Genomic DNA, 20,027 nt, shown 5'->3' with positions numbered 1-20,027 from the left:
AACACAAATATATTAGGAGGTGTGACTTAAATGACCAAAGGAATCTTAGGAAGAAAGATTGGTATGACTCAAGTATTTGCTAGTAATGGTAACTTAATTCCTGTAACTGTAGTTGAGGTAGCTCCAAACGTAGTACTTCAAAAGAAATCAGTTGAAAGCGACGGTTATGTTGCAGTTCAAGTTGGTTTTGAAGACAAACGTGAAAAGTTAGCTAACAAACCAGAAAAAGGGCATGTTGCTAAAGCTAATACTGCTCCTAAGCGCTTCGTTCGCGAATTCCGCGGGGATGACTTAGCAAGCTATGAAGTTGGTCAAGAAGTCAAAGTTGATATTTTCGCTGCTGGAGATATCGTAGATGTAACAGGAATCTCAAAGGGTAAAGGTTTCCAAGGTGTAATTAAACGCCACGGACAATCACGCGGACCAATGGCTCACGGATCTCGTTATCACCGTCGTCCAGGTTCAATGGGACCTGTTGCTCCAAACCGCGTTTTCAAAGGTAAATTATTACCAGGACGTATGGGTGGAGAACAAATCACTGTACAAAACCTTGAAATCATTAAGGTTGATACAGAGCGTAACTTACTTTTAATCAAAGGTAACGTTCCAGGCGCTAAAAAAGCATTATTAAAAATCAAAGGTGCAATTAAAGCATAGTCACCCTTTTAGAAAGGAGGAACAAAGAATGCCTAAAGTAGCATTATTAAACCAAGCTGGATCTCAAGTTGGAGATATCGAACTTAATGATTCTGTATTTGGTATTGAGCCAAACCAACACGTATTATTTGAAGCAATTGTTATGCAAAGAGCTTCATTACGTCAAGGAACTCATAAAACTAAAATTCGTTCTGAAGTACGCGGCGGTGGTCGTAAGCCATGGCGTCAAAAAGGAACTGGACGTGCTCGTCAAGGGTCTATCCGTTCTCCACAATGGCGCGGAGGTGGTACTGTATTCGGTCCAACACCACGCAGCTACGCTTACAAATTACCGAAAAAGGTTCGTCGTTTAGCAATCAAATCTGCACTTTCTTCTAAAGTATTAGAAGAGAACATCTTAGTGTTAGATTTATTAACTTTCGATGCTCCAAAAACAAAAGAATTCAAGACTGTTCTAAATGGTCTTTCTGTAGAGAAAAAAGCGTTAATCGTTACAGCAGATCTTGACGAAAACGTAGCATTATCTGCACGCAACATTCCTGGCGTTACAGTAGTAACTGCTGACGGAATTAACGTATTAGATGTTGTTAATCATGAGAAATTAATCATGACTAAAGCAGCGGTTGAAAAAGTAGAGGAGGTGCTTGCATAATGGATTCACGCGATATCATTAAGCGCCCCGTTATCACTGAACGTTCTACTGACCTAATGGCTGAGAAAAAATATACTTTTGAAGTAGATGTTAGAGCTAACAAGACACAAGTTAAAGATGCTATCGAAGAAATCTTTAGCGTAGATGTTGAGAAAGTAAACATCATGAACTACAAAGGTAAATTCAAGCGTATGGGAAAATTCGGTGGTTACACAAATAAACGTCGTAAAGCAATTGTAAAATTAACTGCTGATAGCAAAGAAATCGAATTCTTTGAAGCATAAGAACCTATCAAGAAGAGGAGGGAAATAAAATGGCGATTAAAAAGTACAAACCTACCTCCAATGGTCGTCGCGGAATGACTACTTCTGATTTCGCAGAAATCACAACTAGTACTCCAGAAAAATCTCTTTTAGCTCCAGTTAAGAGAAAAGGCGGCCGTAATAACCAAGGTAAGTTAACTGTTCGTCATCAAGGTGGCGGTCATAAACGTCAATATCGTATAATTGACTTTAAACGTAACAAAGATGGCATTCCAGGACGCGTTGCTACAATCGAGTATGATCCAAACCGTTCTGCAAATATCGCATTAATCAATTACGTGGATGGAGAAAAGCGTTATATCTTAGCTCCTAAAAATCTAGTAGTTGGCATGGAAGTAATGTCTGGTCCAGAGGCAGATATTAAAGTGGGTAACGCACTTCCATTAGCAAACATTCCTGTTGGTACTGTAGTACACAACATCGAATTAAAACCAGGAAAAGGCGGCCAGTTAGTTCGTTCTGCTGGAACAAGCGCACAAGTACTAGGTAAAGAAGGTAAATACGTATTAGTACGTTTAAATTCTGGTGAAGTTCGTATGATTCTTGCTGAATGCCGCGCTACTGTTGGTCAAGTAGGTAATGAACAACACGAATTAATCAACATTGGTAAAGCAGGTCGTTCTCGTTGGTTAGGTAAACGTCCAACAGTTCGTGGATCTGTAATGAACCCTAACGATCACCCACACGGTGGTGGTGAAGGACGTTCACCAATCGGACGTAAATCACCAATGTCTCCATGGGGTAAACCAACTCTTGGATACAAAACTCGTAAGAAGAAAAACAAATCAGATAAATTTATCGTACGTCGTCGTAAAAAATAACGTGATATTCCTACGGTTCAAAGAAAGAACCGTAGAACAGTCACGAAGGGAGGTTCCTTCATGGGTCGCAGCTTAAAAAAAGGACCATTTGTTGATGATCATTTAATGGTTAAGGTAGAAAAGTTGAACGAGACTGATAGCAAACAAGTTATTAAAACTTGGTCACGCCGTTCTACAATCTTCCCACAATTTATTGGCCACACTATCGCAGTATATGATGGTCGCAAACATGTGCCTGTATATGTTACAGAAGACATGGTAGGACACAAGCTTGGAGAGTTCGCTCCAACTCGTGCTTACAAGGGCCATGGTAATGATGACAAGAAAACAAGACGTTAAGAGAGGAGGGCATCCAAATGCAAGCTAAAGCTGTTGCAAGAACAGTTCGTATTGCTCCTCGTAAAGCACGTTTAGTCGTTGATTTAATCCGAGGTAAGCAAGTTGGTGAAGCTGTGGCGATTTTAAATCTCACTCCTAAGGCTGCTTCTCCAATCGTAGAAAAAGTATTAAAATCAGCTATGGCAAACGCTGAGCACAACTATGAAATGGACGTTAATAATCTAGTTGTTGCACAAGCATTTGTTGACGAAGGACCAACTTTAAAACGTTTCCGTCCTCGCGCTATGGGCCGTGCAAGCCAAATCAACAAACGCACTAGCCACATCACAATCGTTCTATCAGAAAAGAAGGAGGGATAATCTGTGGGTCAAAAAGTAAATCCAGTCGGTTTGCGTATCGGAATCATCAAAGATTGGGAATCTAAGTGGTACGCAGGTAAAGACTTCGCTACTCTTTTACACGAAGACCTTAAAATTCGTGAGTACATCACGAAGCGTTTGAAGGATGCTTCTGTTTCTAAAGTTGAAATCGAACGTGCGGCAAACCGTGTGAATGTAACAGTTCATACTGCTAAGCCTGGTATGGTTATTGGTAAAGGCGGTACTGAAGTTGAAGCACTTCGTAAAGCATTAAATCAATTAACTGGCAAACGAGTTCACATCAACATCCTTGAAATCAAGAGAGCTGACGTTGATGCGAAATTAGTTGCTGAAAATATTGCTCGTCAATTAGAAAACCGTGTATCTTTCCGTCGTGCACAAAAGCAAGCAATTCAACGTGCTATGCGCGCTGGTTCAAAAGGTATTAAAACACAAGTATCTGGTCGTCTTGGCGGTGCAGATATCGCTCGTGCTGAACATTACAGCGAAGGAACTGTTCCACTTCATACACTTCGCGCTGATATCGACTATGCTACTGCTGAAGCCGATACTACTTATGGTAAGCTTGGCGTAAAAGTATGGATCTATAAGGGAGAAGTCCTTCCTACTAAGAAGAAATCTGTGGAAGGAGGCAAATAATATGTTATTGCCAAAACGCGTAAAATATCGCCGTCAACATCGTGGTAACATGCGTGGTAACGCAAAAGGCGGTACAGAAGTGACATTCGGTGAATTCGGCCTACAAGCTTTAGAAGCTTCATGGATTACGAACCGCCAAATCGAAGCAGCACGTATTGCGATGACACGTTACATGAAACGTGGCGGTAAAGTTTGGATTAAAATTTTCCCTCACAAGCCTTACACTGCTAAACCTCTAGAAGTACGGATGGGTTCCGGTAAAGGGGCACCTGAAGGCTGGGTAGCTGTTGTTAAGCCTGGAAAAATCATGTTCGAAATCGCTGGCGTTTCTGAAGAAATCGCTCGTGAAGCACTTCGACTTGCAATGCACAAACTTCCTGTTAAGTGTAAGTTTGTAAAACGAGAAGAAATTGGTGGTGAATCAAATGAAAGCTAATGAACTTCGTGACCTTACCACTGCTGAAATTGAACAAAAAGTAAAATCCTTAAAAGAAGAACTTTTCAACCTTCGCTTTCAATTGGCGACAGGACAACTTGAAAACACTGCTCGCATACGTGAAGTACGTAAAGCGATCGCTCGTATGAAAACAGTTGTTCGTGAAAGAGAAATCAACGTTAACAAGTGATTATTGAAGGGAGGTTCACACAATGAGTGAACGTAACCAACGTAAAGTTTACACAGGACGCGTTGTTTCTGACAAGATGGATAAAACCGTAACAGTTCTTGTTGAAACTCAAAAAAAGCATCCTTTATATGGTAAACGCGTTAAGTACTCTAAAAAGTATAAAGCTCATGATGAGCAAAACGAAGCAAAAATCGGCGATGTAGTTCGTATTATGGAAACTCGTCCGCTTTCAGCTACTAAGCGTTTCCGTTTAGTTGAAGTTGTAGAAAAAGCAGTTATTATTTAATTGTTCGGATTAAGCTTCATTCCGAAGGGAGGTTACACACATGATTCAACAAGAATCACGTTTAAAAGTTGCTGACAACTCTGGTGCACGTGAGGTACTAACGATTAAAGTTCTTGGTGGTTCAGGTCGCAAATTTGCTGGTATTGGTGATGTTATCGTTTGTACAGTAAAACAAGCAACACCAGGTGGCGTTGTTAAAAAAGGTGACGTTGTTAAAGCAGTTATCGTTCGTACAAAGAGCGGTGCTCGTCGTCCAGACGGTTCATACATTCGTTTCGATGAAAACGCATGTGTAATTATCAAAGATGATAAGAGCCCACGTGGAACTCGTATTTTCGGACCTGTTGCCCGTGAACTTCGCGACAACAACTTTATGAAGATTGTTTCTCTTGCTCCAGAAGTATTATAATTTTAAAATTAATTGCCTTTAAGGAGGTGCTTACTGATGCATGTAAAAAAAGGTGATAACGTCAGAGTTATTTCTGGCAAGGATAAAGGCAAAACAGGTGTGATCCTAGCTGCTTATCCTAAAGACAGCCGTGTACTAGTTGAAGGTGTAAACATTGTGAAAAAACACTCTAAACCTTCTCAAGTGAATCCACAAGGCGGAATTATCAGCTTTGAGGCTCCTATCCATGTATCAAACGTTATGCCTATCGATCCTAAAACTGGTAACCCAACTCGTGTAGGTTCCACAACGGTTGATGGCAAGAAAGTACGCGTAGCAAAATCCGGTGAAGTTTTAGATAAATAGTTTAAAATTTAGAAGGGAGGTACAATAAGTGAACCGCCTAAAAGAAAAATTTGTAAAAGAAGTTACTCCTGCTCTTATGAGCAAGTTCAACTATAAATCAGTTATGGAAGTTCCTAAACTTGAGAAAATCGTTGTGAATATGGGCGTTGGTGACGCAGTTGCAAACGCAAAGGCACTCGATAATGCAGTTGAAGAACTTTCAACTATCACAGGTCAAAAACCTGTCGTTACACGTGCGAAAAAATCTATCGCTGGCTTCCGTCTTCGTGAAGGTATGCCAATCGGTGCTAAGGTTACTCTTCGCGGTGAACGCATGTACGAATTCTTGGATAAATTAGTTTCCGTTTCATTACCTCGTGTACGTGACTTCCGTGGTATTTCTAAAAAAGCATTCGACGGTCGTGGTAACTACACTCTAGGTGTTAAAGAACAATTAATCTTCCCTGAAATTGATTACGATAAAGTAAGCAAAGTTCGTGGTATGGATATCGTTATCGTAACAACTGCAAAAACTGATGAAGAATCTCGTGAACTTTTAACTCAATTTGGAATGCCATTCCAAAAGTAATCCTTAAATAAGGGAGGCGAAAACGTGGCTAAAAAGTCAATGATTGCGAAACAACAACGCACGCCTAAATTCAAAGTACAAGAGTATACACGCTGCGAACGTTGTGGTCGTCCACACTCTGTATATCGTAAATTTAAGCTTTGCCGTATTTGTTTCCGTGAATTAGCATACAAAGGACAAATTCCTGGTGTCAAAAAAGCTAGCTGGTAAAACCCAAGTCTGGGAAGGAGGTAAAAATAATGGTCATGACAGATCCAATTGCTGATTTGCTTACTCGCATTCGTAATGCGAACATGGTGCGTCACGAAAAGTTAGAAGTGCCTGCTTCTAATATGAAAAAAGAAATTGCTGAAATTTTAAAGCGCGAAGGTTTCGTACGTGACGTCGAATTTATTGAAGACAACAAACAAGGTATCATCCGTATCTTCTTAAAATACGGTGCTAGTAACGAACGTGTTATTACTGGTCTTAAGCGCATAAGCAAGCCTGGACTTAGAGTTTACGCAAAATCAACTGAGGTACCACGCGTTCTTAACGGTCTTGGTATCGCATTAGTATCAACATCACAAGGTGTTATTACAGATAAAGAAGCTCGTGCAAAACAAATCGGCGGAGAAATTTTAGCTTACGTTTGGTAATTGAGCTTTTGAATGAATGGAGGTGCACTAAATGTCTCGCGTAGGAAAAAAACCAATTGTTATTCCAGCAGGAGTAACAGTAACTTTAAATAACAACACTGTTACAGTTAAAGGACCTAAAGGTGAACTTACTCGTACTTTCCACTCAGATATCACTATCAGTGTGGAAGAGAATCTTGTAACAATCACACGTCCTTCTGATGTGAAAGAACACCGCGCATTACATGGTACAACTCGTGCCGTTCTTGCGAACATGGTTGAAGGTGTATCTACTGGCTTCTCTAGAGGCCTAGAGTTAATCGGGGTTGGATATCGTGCTCAAAAGCAAGGTAACAAACTTGTATTAAACGTTGGATACTCTCATCCAGTTGAGATCGAAGCTGAAGAGGGACTTGAAATCGAAGTTCCTGCAAACACAAAAATCGTTATCAAAGGTACTGACAAAGAACGTGTTGGTGCATTAGCAGCGAATATTCGCGGAGTTCGTCCTCCAGAGCCGTATAAAGGCAAAGGAATTCGTTACGAAGGTGAATTTGTTCGTCGTAAAGAGGGTAAAACCGGTAAGTAATGCCGCATAGGTAAACGAAAGGAGTGACGTAAATGATTACGAAGCAAGATAAAAACGCTACTCGCAAGAAAAGACATGCTCGTGTTCGTGCGAAACTTAGCGGTACTTCTGCTCGTCCACGTCTAAATGTGTTTCGTTCTAACAAACATATTTATGCTCAAGTAATTGATGACATTAACGGAGTAACTTTAGCAAGTGCTTCTACTTTAGATAAAGACTTTGGTTTAGAATCTACAAACAACGTTGAAGCTGCACAAAAGGTCGGAGAATTAGTCGCTAAACGTGCTGTAGAAAAAGGTATCACTTCTATTGTCTTTGACCGTGGCGGATACCTATACCATGGACGTATTCAAGCATTAGCTGATGCTGCCCGTGAAAACGGCTTACAATTCTAATAGACAAAGGAGGGACACAAAAAGATGCGTCGTATTGATCCAAACAAACTTGAACTAGAAGAACGCGTAGTCACGGTTAACCGTGTTGCGAAAGTTGTGAAAGGTGGACGTCGTTTCCGCTTTACAGCCCTTGTTGTTGTAGGCGATAAAAACGGCCACGTTGGTTTCGGTACTGGTAAAGCTCAAGAAGTACCTGATGCTATTCGTAAAGCCATCGAAGATGCAAAGAAAAACTTAGTCGAGGTACCAATGGTTGGAACGTCTATTCCACACCAAGTAATTGGACGCTTTGGTGCTGGCGAAATCCTTCTAAAACCTGCTTCTGAAGGTACAGGAGTTATCGCTGGTGGACCAGTTCGTGCCGTACTAGAATTAGGCGGAGTTGCTGACATTCTTTCTAAATCATTAGGAACTAACACTCCAATTAACATGGTACGTGCTACAATTGACGGTTTAAAACAATTAAAACGTGCTGAAGACGTAGCAAAACTACGTGGTAAATCAGTAGAAGAACTGTTAGGATACGGGGGGAAATAAAATGGCAAATAAACTATCAGTTACCCTCACTCGCAGTTTGATTGGCCGTCCAGGCGATCAACGTGAAACAGTTAAAGCTCTTGGATTACGTAAATTAAATCAAACAGTTGAGCACCCAGATAACGCTGCTATTCGCGGTATGATTACCAAAGTTGCTCACCTTGTTACAGTAAAAGAACAATAATTGATTGTTTTCTTTCATAAGGAGGTGCCAATATGAAACTTCATGAATTAAAACCTGCTGAAGGTTCTCGTAAAGAGCGCAAGCGTTTAGGTCGTGGTATCGGATCTGGTCAAGGTAAAACTGCTGGTAAAGGTCACAAAGGTCAAAATGCTCGTTCTGGTGGCGGTGTACGTCTAGGTTTTGAAGGTGGTCAAACACCTTTATACCGTCGTTTACCAAAACGTGGATTTACAAACATCAGCCGTAAGGAATATGCAATTGTAAATCTTGATACGTTAAATCGCTTTGTTGAAGGTACAGAAGTTACTCCAGAACTTCTTATCGAATCAGGCGTAGTAAGTAACGAAAAAGCGGGAATCAAGGTTCTTGCAAAAGGGACACTAGAGAAAAAGTTGACTGTAAAAGCTCACAAATTCTCCTCTGCTGCTAAGGAAGCTATCGAAGCTGCTGGTGGAAACACTGAGGTGATCTAATGTTCCAGACATTCTCCAATTTTATGCGCGTGGGTGAGATAAGACGTAAGATCATATTCACCCTTTTAATGTTAGTCGTATTCCGATTAGGTACATTTATCCCAGTACCCAATGTAAATGCTGATGTTCTAGCAAACCAAGATAAGCTCAGTGTTTTCGGTATATTAAATACTTTTGGCGGTGGAGCATTAAAACAATTCTCCATCTTTGCAATGGGTATCATGCCGTACATTACAGCCTCTATCATTATTCAACTCCTTCAAATGGATGTTGTACCGAAGTTTACAGAATGGTCTAAGCAAGGTGAATCAGGCCGTCGTAAGATTGCCCAATTTACTCGTTATTTTACAATCGTGCTTGGATTTATCCAGGCATTAGGAATGTCCTACGGTTTTAATAACTTAGCTAGCGGCCAGTTGATTGAAAATCCTGGAATTGGTACTTATTTATTGATTGCTGTTGTATTAACCGCTGGTACAGCATTTTTAATGTGGTTAGGGGAACAGATTACCGAAAAAGGTGTTGGTAATGGAATTTCTATTATCATCTTTGCCGGGATCGTGGCTGGAATGCCATCCACTATTAATCAAATTTATGTTCAACAATTTGAGAATGCTGGGGAAGCATTATTCTTACGTATTGTTACGGTAATTCTAATCGCACTTGCGGTTGTTGCTATCGTAGTTGGTGTTATCTTTATCCAACAAGCAAATCGTAAGATACCTATTCAATATGCAAAGCGCGTTGTTGCTGGACGTAATCCAGTTGGAGGACAATCTACTCACATGCCATTAAAAGTTAATGCTGCGGGTGTTATTCCTGTTATCTTTGCCGTTTCATTTATTGTAACGCCTAGAACAGTTGCGTCATTCTTCCCAACGAATGATGTAACTCTTTGGATTACTAAGGTCTTTGACTATTCTCATCCAATCGGGATGACCTTATATGCAGCATTAATTATCGCGTTCACTTATTTCTATGCTTTTATTCAAGTTAACCCTGAACAAGCAGCGGAGAACCTACAAAAGCAAAGCGGCTATATTCCTGGTATTCGTCCAGGAAAGAGTACGCAAGAATACTTAACGCGTGTCTTATATCGTTTAACTTTTGTTGGTGCAATCTTCCTTGCTGTTATTGCGGTATTGCCAATGTTATTTATTTCAATAGCTAACCTTCCGCAATCAGCGCAAATTGGCGGAACAAGTTTGTTAATCGTTGTCGGTGTTGCACTTGATACGATGAAACAACTTGAAGCACAACTAGTTAAACGTCATTATAAAGGATTTATTAAGTAATGGTTTTAGGGGCCATAGCTCCCTAAAACCCATTTATAGCACGAGGGGGGAACACGTGTGAATTTAGTATTAATGGGGCTACCAGGTGCCGGTAAAGGTACTCAAGCTGAAAGAATCGTCGAGCAATACGGCATCCCTCATATCTCTACTGGCGATATGTTCCGTGCAGCGATGAAAGAAGGAACAGAACTAGGTTTACAAGCGAAATCATTCATGGATAAAGGCGAACTTGTTCCTGATGAAGTAACAATCGGCATTGTTCGTGAGCGGCTAAGCAAGGAAGATTGTCAAAAAGGATTCCTTTTAGATGGCTTCCCTAGAACTGTACCTCAAGCAGATGCGTTGGAAAATCTATTAGTTGATTTAAATAAAAAAATCAACTATGTAATTAATATTAATGTAGATAAAGAATTATTAATGGCGCGTTTGACTGGACGTCGTATCTGTAAAGAATGTGGATCTACGTATCATTTAGAGTTTAATCCTCCTAAACAAGAGGGTGTATGCGATCGCTGCGGCGGTGAGTTATACCAAAGAGCGGATGATAATGAAGAAACAGTTCAAAATCGTTTAGACGTAAATATCAAACAACAAGAACCATTATTAACTTTTTATGAAACTAAAGGATATCTTCGTACAATCGATGGACAGCAGGATATTAACAAAGTATTCGCTGATATCGAGCATTTACTTGGGGACTTACATTAATGACCGTAAGTAAATCCGTACGAACGGCTCTCGACCATCTCTTCATTTTGATTCAAAAATATGTGAAAGCATATCGCTTTTCTATTGTACGGAGTATGTAGGACCGAGAGTTGGGTAAGACTTACATGTGGAACTAATTTATTCCTAAATATGTAGTATTTACTTGCGGACAGAAGAAGAACAATATGTTACTATTATAAGGTTGCTATTTGTGTACGAATAAGAAGAGTTATATTGTTTTGTATTCACAATTTTTGAATTGAGAAGGGAGACGAGATCGATGGCCAAAGATGATGTAATTGAAATTGAAGGTAAAGTCATTGAAACATTGCCAAATGCAATGTTTAAGGTAGAATTAGAAAATGGTCATACCGTGCTAGCGCATGTTTCTGGTAAAATACGAATGCATTTCATTCGGATCCTTCCGGGTGACAAAGTGACTGTTGAGCTTTCTCCATATGACTTAACACGCGGAAGAATTACTTACCGCTTTAAATAATGCTTGCACTCCGTACTACTAAGGAGGTTAGGATAATAATGAAAGTAAGACCATCTGTTAAACCGATCTGCGAAAAGTGTAAAGTTATCCGTAGACGCGGCAAAGTTATGGTTATCTGTGAAAACCCTAAACATAAACAAAAACAAGGTTAATTTTGAAGGAGGTGCGCATTTTCTATGGCACGTATTGCTGGTGTAGATATTCCACGTGAAAAACGTGTAGTTATCTCTTTAACATACATTTATGGAATTGGTAAAAACACTGCACAAAAAGTATTAGCAGAAGCTGGTGTTTCTGAAGATACACGTGTACGTGATTTAACAGAAGACGAATTAAACAAAATCCGTGACATCATCGACAAGTTAAAAGTTGAAGGTGACCTTCGCCGTGAAATTTCTCTTAACATTAAGCGTTTAATGGAAATCGGCTGCTACCGCGGATTACGTCATCGTCGTGGTTTACCAGTTCGTGGACAAAATACGAAAAACAACGCTCGTACTCGCAAAGGTCCTCGTAAGACTGTAGCGAACAAGAAGAAGTAATCGGCAAAGGAGGTAATTTAAATGGCACGTAAAACAAATACACGTAAACGTCGTGTTAAAAAGAATATTGAATCTGGTATTGCTCATATTCGTTCAACTTTTAACAATACGATTGTAACTATTACTGATGTTCATGGTAATGCAATTTCATGGTCAAGTGCAGGTGCGCTTGGATTTAGAGGTTCTCGTAAATCTACACCATTTGCAGCACAAATGGCAGCTGAAACAGCAGCTAAGACTTCTATTGAACATGGTATGAAAACTCTTGAAGTTACTGTTAAAGGACCTGGTGCAGGACGTGAAGCAGCAATCCGTGCTCTTCAAGCTGCTGGTCTTGAAGTAACTGCTATCAAAGACGTTACACCTGTTCCTCATAATGGATGCCGTCCACCAAAACGTCGTCGTGTTTAATTTTTCTGTATAGATTTTGTATCATATGTCTATAATGGGATATGATATTAATTTTTTGCACTCTTACAGAAGATTTATTCCAGTTGTTGTGCACAATACGGGAACATATACATGGGGACTTTAATTAGTATACAAGCTAATTTGAAGTTTCGACGTTTTGAAGGAGGGTTATTTGATGATCGAAATAGAAAAACCAAAAATCGAAACGATTGAGATCAACGACGATGCCAAGTACGGCAAATTTATCGTAGAGCCACTTGAGCGTGGATATGGTACCACTTTGGGTAACTCCTTACGTCGTATCCTATTATCTTCACTCCCAGGTGCCGCGGTTACATCGATTCAAATCGATGGGGTACTTCATGAGTTCTCAACAATTGAAGGCGTCGTGGAGGATGTAACATCCATCATCCTAAACATTAAAAAACTAGCTTTAAAAATCTACTCTGATGAAGAGAAGACGCTAGAATTTGATGTGCAAGGTGAGGGACCAGTTTTAGCTGGCAATATCACTCATGATAGTGATGTTGAAGTGTTAAATCCAGATCTTCATATTGCAACTTTAGCGTCAAATGGTCATCTTCGCATGCGTTTAACGGCGAAACGTGGACGTGGTTACACTCCAGCTGTTCAAAACAAAAGAGAAGACCAGCCTATTGGTGTGATTCCAATTGATTCTATCTTTACACCAGTTTCACGTGTCATGTTCCACGTAGAAAATACACGTGTTGGTCAAATGTCCAATTTTGATAAATTGACACTTGATGTGTGGACAGATGGAAGCACTGGACCAAAAGAAGCAATTGCTCTTGGTTCGAAAATTTTGACTGAGCATTTGAATATTTTCGTTGGCTTAACTGATGAAGCTCAAAATGCTGAAATTATGATCGAAAAAGAGGAAGACCAAAAGGAAAAAGTTCTTGAAATGACTATTGAGGAACTCGATCTTTCTGTTCGTTCTTATAACTGCTTAAAACGTGCTGGCATCAACACTGTTCAGGAATTAGCAAATAAGACTGAAGAAGATATGATGAAAGTTCGTAACTTAGGCCGTAAATCACTTGAAGAAGTGAAGGCAAAACTAGAAGAGCTTGGATTAGGCTTACGTAAAGACGACTAGTCTTTCGTTAGGCAATTATTCCGACTTATGACTTCAACAAAGGAGGGAACCCTTCATGGCATACAGAAAGTTAGGACGCACAAGTGCACAGCGTAAAGCTATGCTACGTGATTTAACTACAGATTTAATTATCAACGAGCGTATTGAAACAACAGAAACTCGTGCGAAAGAAATTCGTGTGACTGTTGAAAAAATGATCACTTTAGGTAAACGCGGTGATTTACATGCTCGTCGTCAAGCTGCTTCATATGTACGTAACGAAGTTGCTGATGCTGAAAACAATACAAGTGCATTACAAAAACTTTTCGCTGATATCGCTCCACGTTATACTGAGCGTCAAGGTGGATATACTCGTATTATGAAAATTGGACCACGCCGCGGTGACGGTGCACCAATGGTTATTATCGAGTTAGTTTAATAGCTATCAACAGACAACAAGGGCGCTGGACAGTTTTGTAACAAACTTGTTCTTTGCCCTTTTTCTGTAAATGAACTCTATATCATGTTAGACCCAAGCCCAAAAGAGTGTTATGATGAGCGTAACTCCAATTAGTTGGAGAATTAAAAAGTTTAATTGTCCCCTTTTTGTGGACTGTTTTAAATAAGCTTTTTTCTGCCGCATCTATGGATGTGTGATTTGAATTACGACTCGTCTAGCTCATGCACCTCCTCCCATTTCTTTGATGAAATTCCTTTTTTGCAGTTAAGACGTAACTGCATAGGGACGAGGTGCAGGCTTTTTTTTATATGTAAAAACATTTGAGCAGAGAATAGTCTAGCTGAGAGGAGGCATATCCCGATGAAAAATCCAATTGTTACTCTTGATGGAGTTTCTTTTCAATACGATACACAAGAACGCTATGCTCTGAATAATGTCTCTTTTGATATATATGAGGGGGAATGGCTGGCGATTGTCGGTCATAATGGTTCTGGGAAGTCGACAATGGCCAAACTACTAAATGGGCTTCAATTTCCTCAATCAGGTGAACTACAGGTTTGTGGTATTAAACTTGATGAAGAATCAATATGGGATATCCGAAAAAAAATTGGGATGGTTTTTCAAAATCCTGATAACCAATTTGTCGGTACAACAGTACAGGATGATGTGGCTTTTGGTTTAGAAAATAATGGCATTCCTAGAGAGGAAATGGTCAAAAGAGTCGAGGATTCGTTAAAGAGGGTCAAGATGGATAAGTTTCTACATCAAGAGCCCCACCATCTATCTGGAGGCCAAAAGCAGCGTGTGGCAATAGCAGGTGTTCTTGCGCTAAGGCCGTCAATTATCATATTAGATGAGGCAACATCAATGCTTGATCCCAAAGGCCGGGAAGAGGTATTGGAGACGGTTCGTTTATTAAAAGAAGAGAAATCTTTAACCGTTATATCTATTACTCATGACTTAGATGAAGCTGCCAAAGCGGATCGGATTATTGTGATGAACAAAGGAGAAGTTTTTCGTGAAGGGATACCGGAAGAAATTTTCTCCATGGATGAACAATTAGTTCAATTAGGTTTGGATATTCCTTTTTCAGTAAAAATGGCGAAATCATTTCGGGACAAGGGTGTTCAACTAACGAGACATTATTTATCGGAAGAAGAGTTGGTGACAGAGCTATGGACATCTCGCTCAAACATGTAGATTATCGATATCAAACAAATACTCCTTTTGAACGATTGGCCATTGCGGACGTTTCGATTGATATTCCGACAGGGGTGTATATGGCTATAATTGGCCATACCGGCTCAGGAAAGTCCACCGTCCTCCAACATTTAAATGCACTTTTGCAGCCAACAAAAGGATCAGTTTCGATTGGTGATCAAGAAATTAAGGCTGGACTGAAAAATAAAAATTTGAAGAAGATCCGTCAAAAAGTTGGGATCGTTTTTCAATTCCCTGAACATCAATTATTTGAAGAAACCGTTGAAAAGGATATTATGTTCGGGCCCATGAATTTTGGCGTTTCTGAGAGTGATGCAAAGGAACGGGCACGGATTGCCTTACATCAAGTGGGCTTAGGCGAAGAAGTCCTTCAAAAATCCCCATTTGATCTCTCTGGGGGCCAAATGCGCCGCGTGGCTATTGCAGGTGTACTCGCTATGGAACCTGATGTTATTGTCCTGGACGAGCCTACTGCAGGGCTAGACCCTAGAGGCCGTAAAGAGGTCATGGATATGTTTTACGATCTTCATAAAGAAAGAAAGCTTTCTACCATACTTGTCACACATAGTATGGAGGATGCTGCAAGATATGCAGACCAAATTGTCATAATGCAGCAAGGGAAGGTTGTTCAAAGAGGGACACCGGAAGAGATTTTCTCAGCACCGGGTGAACTTGTTGAAATGGGACTGGATGTACCCGAAGTGGTTCGTTTTCAACTGAAACTTGAGGACAAATTAGGGATTAAATTAGAGAAAATGTTCCTAACCATTGATGAACTGTCTGCTGCTGTCACTAAGGTGTTAAGTAGAGGTGTTCGCTTATGATGGATAAAATGATTTTTGGGCGCTATGTCCCGGCTGATTCGGTTCTTCATAAGATGGACCCTCGCTCTAAAATATTGATTATCTTTCTTTTTGTCTGTATTATTTTTCTGGCAAATAATGTGGTGACCTATGCACTTATTGGTATTTATACTTTTTTTATGCTCGGATTGTCGCGAGTCCCCGTGCGCTTTTTGTATGGCGGCTTGAAACCGGTTATTTGGCTCGTCCTTTTTACATTTATTCTACAGTTGTTTTTTACTAGAGAAGGTGCCCTTTTATATGAACTAGGGCCAGTTAAGATTTATGAGGAAGGGTTAAGACAAGGGATTTTTATTTCGTTACGATTCTTCTTCCTAATTCTAATGACGTCTTTGTTGACACTGACAACCACTCCGATTGAAATTACGGATGGTTTGGAAACACTTTTACATCCTTTAAATAAGGTTCGTTTTCCTGTCCATGAGATGGCGTTAATGATGTCCATTTCATTGCGGTTTATTCCCACGCTTATGCAGGAAACGGATAAAATTATGAAGGCGCAAATCGCCAGAGGCGTAGAGTTTGCGAGCGGACCGTTTAAGGAACGGATTAAAGCCGTCATTCCACTGCTAATCCCTTTGTTTGTCAGTTCATTTAAACGGGCAGAAGAATTAGCCGTTGCGATGGAAGCAAGGGGTTATCGAGGCGGAGAAGGCAGAACAAAGTATCGGGAGTTATCTTGGAAAAAAGCTGATTCCTTTCAGATGGTTCTTTTAGTTCTTGTAACGATCTTATTATTCTTATTACGTTCATAATGGAGCGAGGCTATGCCAAGGTATAAATGTATCATTTCTTATGATGGTTCTGGATTTTCAGGTTATCAGGTTCAGCCTAATAAGCGGACCGTTCAATCTGTTTTAGAAACTGTATTAACAAAAATGCATAAGGGTGAACCGGTGAAGGTATTCGCTTCTGGACGAACGGATGCCGGCGTACATGCAAAAGGACAAGTCATTCATTTTGATTCGCCGCTCCATATTCCGGAAGAAAAGTGGGGAAGAGCGTTGAATTCAATGCTTCCAGGCGATATTTCTGTCCTTTCTGCTGTGACGGTCGATGAGTCGTTTCATGCCCGCTTTGATGCTAAAGGGAAGGAATACCGCTATAAGCTCCATTTATCTTCAAATAGGGATCCTTTTTTGCGGAAATTTGCTTACCAATATCCATATCGTCTCGATTTGAATGCAATGGAACAGGCAAGTAATTTTTTCTTAGGTACACATGACTTTTCTAGCTTCTGTGCTGCGAAGACAGAAGTGGAAGACAAAGTGCGAACGATTAAAGCGATTGATTTTTCACGCGAGAATGAGATGTTAACCATCCGTTTTGTTGGAAATGGCTTTTTATATAATATGGTCCGTATTTTAGTGGGAACTTTATTAGAAGTTGGATCTGGTGATCGAAGCCCAGAAGAGATCCCGAATCTATTGGCTCAGAAGGATCGGACTTTGTCTGGAAAAACGGCACCTGGCCACGGTTTATACCTTTGGGAAGTATATTATGAGTAAATAATTTTTAATACAACACAACCTGGTGTAACATTTTCTTGACATATAGCCCTGAAGTATTTATTATATTATATGTGCGTGTTTTTAATCCCACGATAAAGCCCCGGAAAGTCTTCATCGTGATTGAAAATATATGAATACAAACTTAACCGCACAAGGGTAGTAGATGTTCATTCCCGGAACAGAATTGAACACTAATTGCTTTAAAAGTGCGAAGACAATAATCTTTTTGGATTTAAATTAGGAGGGAAACTCATGCGTACAACGTTTATGGCAAATGCCAACACTATCGAGCGTAAATGGTACGTAATTGATGCTGAGGGCAAAACTCTTGGACGTCTTGCTTCTGAAGTAGCATCAATTTTACGTGGTAAAAACAAACCAACTTTTACACCACATGTTGACACTGGTGATAATGTAATCATTCTTAACGCTTCTAAAGTAGAACTTACTGGTAAGAAATTAACTGACAAGATTTACTACCGTCACACAAATCACCCAGGTGGTTTAAAACAAAGAACTGCTCTAGAAATGCGTACTAACTATGCTGAGAAAATGATCGAGCTTGCTGTTAAAGGTATGCTTCCAAAGAATTCTCTTGGCCGTCAAATCATCAAAAAATTACACGTATATGCTGGCAGCGAACATCCGCACCAAGCACAACAACCTGAAGTTTACGAACTTCGCGGTTAATAAAGAGGGAGGGAATTAACTTGGCACAAGTTCAATATATCGGTACAGGTCGCCGTAAGAGTTCTGTCGCACGTGTGCGTTTAGTACCAGGCACAGGTAAAATTATTGTTAATGGTCGTGAAATCGAAGATTATATCCCATTTGAAGCATTACGTGTTGTTGTAAGACAACCATTAGTAGCTACTGAAACTGTTGGAAGCTACGATGTTCTTGTAAACGTAAGCGGTGGTGGATACACTGGTCAAGCTGGAGCAATCCGTCATGGTGTTGCTCGTGCATTATTACAAGCTGACCCTGAATTCCGCCCAACATTAAAACGCGCTGGATTATTAACTCGTGATCCACGTATGAAAGAACGTAAGAAATACGGTCTTAAAGGTGCTCGTCGTGCGCCTCAGTTCTCAAAACGTTAATTTTTACGTTTCAAAGACTCTCAACCAAATTGGTTGGGGGTCTTTTTTTTGTATAGGAAATTATGGATTCTCGCAGTAATTTGTTCTTTTAAATTTTTTTTAATCGTTTTGTAGATTTTTGTAGGGTTTTGTTGTTTTACTTATAAACTTATTTAAGTATTCAAAATTGGAAGCGTTAACAAGGGGGATGGACATGAAAAAGTTTGGATTAGCTGCGCAGATTTTTATTGCACTTATTTTAGGTATAGTGGTTGGGGCTGCTACTTATGGGAACAATACAGCAATTGCCTACATTGCGCCAATCGGTGATATTTTCATTCATTTAATTAAAATGATCGTTATGCCGATTGTAATAGCAGCACTTGTTGTTGCGGTGGCGGGTGTAGGTGATATAAAAAAATTAGGTAAGCTTGGCGGCAAGACAATACTTTATTTTGAAATCATTACAACGATAGCGCTGGGGATTGGATTGCTGGCTGCAAATGTGTTCCATCCAGGTTCTGGTGTAGATATGAGCCATCTGGCAAAAGGAGATATCTCAGCATACGAACAAACAGCAAGCGCTACACAAAACAAAGGCTTTGCGGAAACAATCGTTCACATCGTTCCAAAAAATGTGTTTGAATCAATGGCGCAAGGGGATCTATTACCGATTATTTTCTTCAGTGTTCTATTCGGCCTAGGGGTCGCGGCAATCGGGGACAAAGGAAAGCCGGTACTTCATTTCTTTGAAGGTGTATTAGAAGCAATGTTTTGGGTAACAAATCAAGTAATGAAGGCTGCTCCGTTCGGAGTATTCGCTCTTATTGCAGTGACGGTGGCCCATTTCGGAGTGAGCACATTGCTTCCGCTTGGAAAACTTGTATTGGCTGTGTATGTAACTGTATTGTTTTTCGCTATTGTGATTTTAGGTATAAACGCGAAAATGACAGGAACAAATATTTTTACACTTATTAAGATTTTAAAGGAAGAACTTATCATTTCTTTTACAACAGCGAGTTCTGAGGCAGTTCTCCCGAACATCATGAAAAAGATGGAGCAATTCGGTTGTCCGAAGGCGATTGTTTCTTTCGTCATTCCGACAGGATACACATTCAATCTGACAGGATCAGCAATTTATCAGGCACTTGCTTCGCTGTTTGTTGCGCAAATGTATAACGTACACATGTCATTGATGGAGCAAATCACATTGTTATTTGTACTTATGATGACTTCAAAAGGTATGGCAGGCGTCCCAGGTGCATCGTTTGTCGTTGTACTGGCGACACTCGGATCTATGGGATTACCGTTAGAGGGAATTGCTTTGATTGCTGGAATCGATCGTATTTTAGATATGATTCGCTCAGCTGTAAACGTTTTAGGAAACTCATTGGCTGCCATCTCAATGGCGAAATGGGAGGGCGAATTTGATAAAGAAAAAGCTCAGGACTATTTGGATTCTGTTAAAGAAACAAAGGCTGCATAAAGGGATAGGA

Annotated in this window: 35 protein-coding genes; all 35 read left to right on the top strand. The window is 40.1% G+C overall.

The features are described from left to right. The first annotated feature begins 30 nt into the window (after positions 1–30). The 35 genes from rplC (at position 31) to COJ96_RS12300 (ending at position 20,017) form a co-directional block, all read left to right on the top strand. Positions 31–657 carry a 50S ribosomal protein L3 gene (gene rplC, locus COJ96_RS12470; protein WP_098573686.1) on the top strand — a complete coding sequence of 209 codons (627 nt, stop codon included), beginning with the start codon at positions 31–33 and terminating at the stop codon, positions 655–657. 28 nt (positions 658–685) lie between these two features. Beyond that, the gene (rplD, locus tag COJ96_RS12465) at positions 686–1,309 is read left to right on the top strand and encodes a 50S ribosomal protein L4 (protein ID WP_098573682.1); all 624 of its coding nucleotides are present in this window, start codon (positions 686–688) and stop codon (positions 1,307–1,309) included. Next, complete coding sequence (gene rplW / locus COJ96_RS12460) at positions 1,306–1,593, top strand: 50S ribosomal protein L23 (RefSeq protein ID WP_180230096.1); 288 nt, start codon at positions 1,306–1,308, stop codon at positions 1,591–1,593. The genes rplD and rplW overlap by 4 nt, the downstream gene beginning before the upstream one ends. Before the next feature lie 29 nt (positions 1,594–1,622). Continuing rightward, the gene (rplB, locus tag COJ96_RS12455; protein ID WP_098573676.1) at positions 1,623–2,453 is read left to right on the top strand and encodes a 50S ribosomal protein L2; all 831 of its coding nucleotides are present in this window, start codon (positions 1,623–1,625) and stop codon (positions 2,451–2,453) included. Positions 2,454–2,513: 60 nt separating this feature from the next. Then, the gene (rpsS, locus tag COJ96_RS12450; RefSeq protein ID WP_098573673.1) at positions 2,514–2,792 is read left to right on the top strand and encodes a 30S ribosomal protein S19; all 279 of its coding nucleotides are present in this window, start codon (positions 2,514–2,516) and stop codon (positions 2,790–2,792) included. Between the two features lie 17 nt (positions 2,793–2,809). Then, entirely contained in the window at positions 2,810–3,151 is a 342-nt protein-coding gene (gene rplV, locus COJ96_RS12445) for a 50S ribosomal protein L22 (protein WP_042453964.1), read from the top strand. Between the two features lie 3 nt (positions 3,152–3,154). Then, positions 3,155–3,811 (top strand): 30S ribosomal protein S3, encoded by a 657-nt coding sequence (rpsC, locus tag COJ96_RS12440; protein WP_098573671.1) that lies wholly within the window; start codon positions 3,155–3,157, stop codon positions 3,809–3,811. Between the two features lies 1 nt (position 3,812). Beyond that, positions 3,813–4,247, top strand: coding sequence for a 50S ribosomal protein L16 (gene rplP / locus COJ96_RS12435; protein ID WP_026565529.1), 435 nt, complete (start codon positions 3,813–3,815; stop codon positions 4,245–4,247). After that, positions 4,237–4,437 carry a 50S ribosomal protein L29 gene (gene rpmC, locus COJ96_RS12430; RefSeq protein ID WP_026565530.1) on the top strand — a complete coding sequence of 67 codons (201 nt, stop codon included), beginning with the start codon at positions 4,237–4,239 and terminating at the stop codon, positions 4,435–4,437. Before rplP ends, rpmC begins: the two co-directional genes overlap by 11 nt. Before the next feature lie 22 nt (positions 4,438–4,459). After that, positions 4,460–4,723 (top strand): 30S ribosomal protein S17, encoded by a 264-nt coding sequence (rpsQ, locus tag COJ96_RS12425; protein WP_088084990.1) that lies wholly within the window; start codon positions 4,460–4,462, stop codon positions 4,721–4,723. A 40-nt stretch (positions 4,724–4,763) separates the two neighbouring features. Beyond that, positions 4,764–5,132 carry a 50S ribosomal protein L14 gene (gene rplN / locus COJ96_RS12420; protein ID WP_026565532.1) on the top strand — a complete coding sequence of 123 codons (369 nt, stop codon included), beginning with the start codon at positions 4,764–4,766 and terminating at the stop codon, positions 5,130–5,132. A 36-nt stretch (positions 5,133–5,168) separates the two neighbouring features. Continuing rightward, positions 5,169–5,477 (top strand): 50S ribosomal protein L24, encoded by a 309-nt coding sequence (gene rplX / locus COJ96_RS12415; RefSeq protein ID WP_098573668.1) that lies wholly within the window; start codon positions 5,169–5,171, stop codon positions 5,475–5,477. A 28-nt stretch (positions 5,478–5,505) separates the two neighbouring features. Beyond that, entirely contained in the window at positions 5,506–6,045 is a 540-nt protein-coding gene (rplE, locus tag COJ96_RS12410; RefSeq protein WP_026565534.1) for a 50S ribosomal protein L5, read from the top strand. 24 nt (positions 6,046–6,069) lie between these two features. Next, positions 6,070–6,255 carry a 30S ribosomal protein S14 gene (gene rpsN / locus COJ96_RS12405; RefSeq protein WP_007085277.1) on the top strand — a complete coding sequence of 62 codons (186 nt, stop codon included), beginning with the start codon at positions 6,070–6,072 and terminating at the stop codon, positions 6,253–6,255. 29 nt (positions 6,256–6,284) lie between these two features. Next, positions 6,285–6,683: a 30S ribosomal protein S8 gene (gene rpsH / locus COJ96_RS12400; RefSeq protein ID WP_098573665.1), complete on the top strand. Its 399-nt coding sequence runs from the start codon at positions 6,285–6,287 to the stop codon at positions 6,681–6,683. Between the two features lie 31 nt (positions 6,684–6,714). Beyond that, positions 6,715–7,251, top strand: coding sequence for a 50S ribosomal protein L6 (gene rplF / locus COJ96_RS12395; protein WP_098573663.1), 537 nt, complete (start codon positions 6,715–6,717; stop codon positions 7,249–7,251). A gap of 32 nt (positions 7,252–7,283) precedes the next feature. After that, positions 7,284–7,646, top strand: a complete 363-nt coding sequence (gene rplR / locus COJ96_RS12390) for a 50S ribosomal protein L18 (RefSeq protein ID WP_098573661.1) — start codon at positions 7,284–7,286, stop codon at positions 7,644–7,646. 24 nt (positions 7,647–7,670) lie between these two features. After that, complete coding sequence (gene rpsE, locus COJ96_RS12385; protein ID WP_098573658.1) at positions 7,671–8,183, top strand: 30S ribosomal protein S5; 513 nt, start codon at positions 7,671–7,673, stop codon at positions 8,181–8,183. Position 8,184: 1 nt separating this feature from the next. Further along, positions 8,185–8,367 (top strand): 50S ribosomal protein L30, encoded by a 183-nt coding sequence (rpmD, locus tag COJ96_RS12380; protein WP_026565539.1) that lies wholly within the window; start codon positions 8,185–8,187, stop codon positions 8,365–8,367. Between the two features lie 32 nt (positions 8,368–8,399). Further along, entirely contained in the window at positions 8,400–8,840 is a 441-nt protein-coding gene (rplO, locus tag COJ96_RS12375; RefSeq protein ID WP_098573656.1) for a 50S ribosomal protein L15, read from the top strand. Then, positions 8,840–10,135, top strand: coding sequence for a preprotein translocase subunit SecY (gene secY / locus COJ96_RS12370; protein WP_098573654.1), 1,296 nt, complete (start codon positions 8,840–8,842; stop codon positions 10,133–10,135). The genes rplO and secY overlap by 1 nt, the downstream gene beginning before the upstream one ends. 57 nt (positions 10,136–10,192) lie before the next feature. Further along, positions 10,193–10,843 (top strand): adenylate kinase, encoded by a 651-nt coding sequence (locus COJ96_RS12365; RefSeq protein ID WP_098573651.1) that lies wholly within the window; start codon positions 10,193–10,195, stop codon positions 10,841–10,843. Positions 10,844–11,123: 280 nt separating this feature from the next. Beyond that, the gene (gene infA / locus COJ96_RS12360) at positions 11,124–11,342 is read left to right on the top strand and encodes a translation initiation factor IF-1 (RefSeq protein ID WP_007085268.1); all 219 of its coding nucleotides are present in this window, start codon (positions 11,124–11,126) and stop codon (positions 11,340–11,342) included. A 38-nt stretch (positions 11,343–11,380) separates the two neighbouring features. After that, positions 11,381–11,494: a 50S ribosomal protein L36 gene (rpmJ, locus tag COJ96_RS12355; protein WP_000868344.1), complete on the top strand. Its 114-nt coding sequence runs from the start codon at positions 11,381–11,383 to the stop codon at positions 11,492–11,494. 24 nt (positions 11,495–11,518) lie between these two features. Further along, positions 11,519–11,884, top strand: coding sequence for a 30S ribosomal protein S13 (rpsM, locus tag COJ96_RS12350; protein ID WP_026565543.1), 366 nt, complete (start codon positions 11,519–11,521; stop codon positions 11,882–11,884). A gap of 21 nt (positions 11,885–11,905) precedes the next feature. Continuing rightward, positions 11,906–12,295, top strand: coding sequence for a 30S ribosomal protein S11 (rpsK, locus tag COJ96_RS12345; protein ID WP_024027886.1), 390 nt, complete (start codon positions 11,906–11,908; stop codon positions 12,293–12,295). 175 nt (positions 12,296–12,470) lie between these two features. Then, positions 12,471–13,415 carry a DNA-directed RNA polymerase subunit alpha gene (locus COJ96_RS12340; protein ID WP_098573648.1) on the top strand — a complete coding sequence of 315 codons (945 nt, stop codon included), beginning with the start codon at positions 12,471–12,473 and terminating at the stop codon, positions 13,413–13,415. A 55-nt stretch (positions 13,416–13,470) separates the two neighbouring features. Further along, the gene (gene rplQ / locus COJ96_RS12335) at positions 13,471–13,833 is read left to right on the top strand and encodes a 50S ribosomal protein L17 (RefSeq protein ID WP_098573645.1); all 363 of its coding nucleotides are present in this window, start codon (positions 13,471–13,473) and stop codon (positions 13,831–13,833) included. 381 nt (positions 13,834–14,214) lie between these two features. Further along, positions 14,215–15,054, top strand: coding sequence for an energy-coupling factor ABC transporter ATP-binding protein (locus COJ96_RS12330; protein ID WP_098573642.1), 840 nt, complete (start codon positions 14,215–14,217; stop codon positions 15,052–15,054). Then, complete coding sequence (locus COJ96_RS12325) at positions 15,030–15,899, top strand: energy-coupling factor ABC transporter ATP-binding protein (RefSeq protein ID WP_098573639.1); 870 nt, start codon at positions 15,030–15,032, stop codon at positions 15,897–15,899. The genes COJ96_RS12330 and COJ96_RS12325 overlap by 25 nt, the downstream gene beginning before the upstream one ends. Then, positions 15,896–16,693 carry an energy-coupling factor transporter transmembrane component T family protein gene (locus COJ96_RS12320; protein WP_098573636.1) on the top strand — a complete coding sequence of 266 codons (798 nt, stop codon included), beginning with the start codon at positions 15,896–15,898 and terminating at the stop codon, positions 16,691–16,693. Before COJ96_RS12325 ends, COJ96_RS12320 begins: the two co-directional genes overlap by 4 nt. Positions 16,694–16,705: 12 nt before the next feature. Next, entirely contained in the window at positions 16,706–17,446 is a 741-nt protein-coding gene (truA, locus tag COJ96_RS12315; protein ID WP_098573633.1) for a tRNA pseudouridine(38-40) synthase TruA, read from the top strand. A gap of 255 nt (positions 17,447–17,701) precedes the next feature. Next, entirely contained in the window at positions 17,702–18,139 is a 438-nt protein-coding gene (gene rplM / locus COJ96_RS12310; RefSeq protein WP_098573631.1) for a 50S ribosomal protein L13, read from the top strand. Between the two features lie 20 nt (positions 18,140–18,159). Then, a complete protein-coding gene (rpsI, locus tag COJ96_RS12305; protein ID WP_026565721.1) occupies positions 18,160–18,552 on the top strand; it encodes a 30S ribosomal protein S9 in 393 nt (130 codons plus the stop codon). 193 nt (positions 18,553–18,745) lie between these two features. Continuing rightward, positions 18,746–20,017 carry a cation:dicarboxylate symporter family transporter gene (locus tag COJ96_RS12300; protein WP_098573628.1) on the top strand — a complete coding sequence of 424 codons (1,272 nt, stop codon included), beginning with the start codon at positions 18,746–18,748 and terminating at the stop codon, positions 20,015–20,017. Positions 20,018–20,027 lie beyond the last annotated feature (10 nt).

Origin of the sequence: Bacillus sp. AFS073361, assembly GCF_002567005.1 — a bacterium.
Classification (GTDB): domain Bacteria; phylum Bacillota; class Bacilli; order Bacillales; family Cytobacillaceae; genus Neobacillus.
Note: the sequence above shows the minus strand (reverse complement) of the source record. Positions and strands in the feature narration are given on the sequence as shown.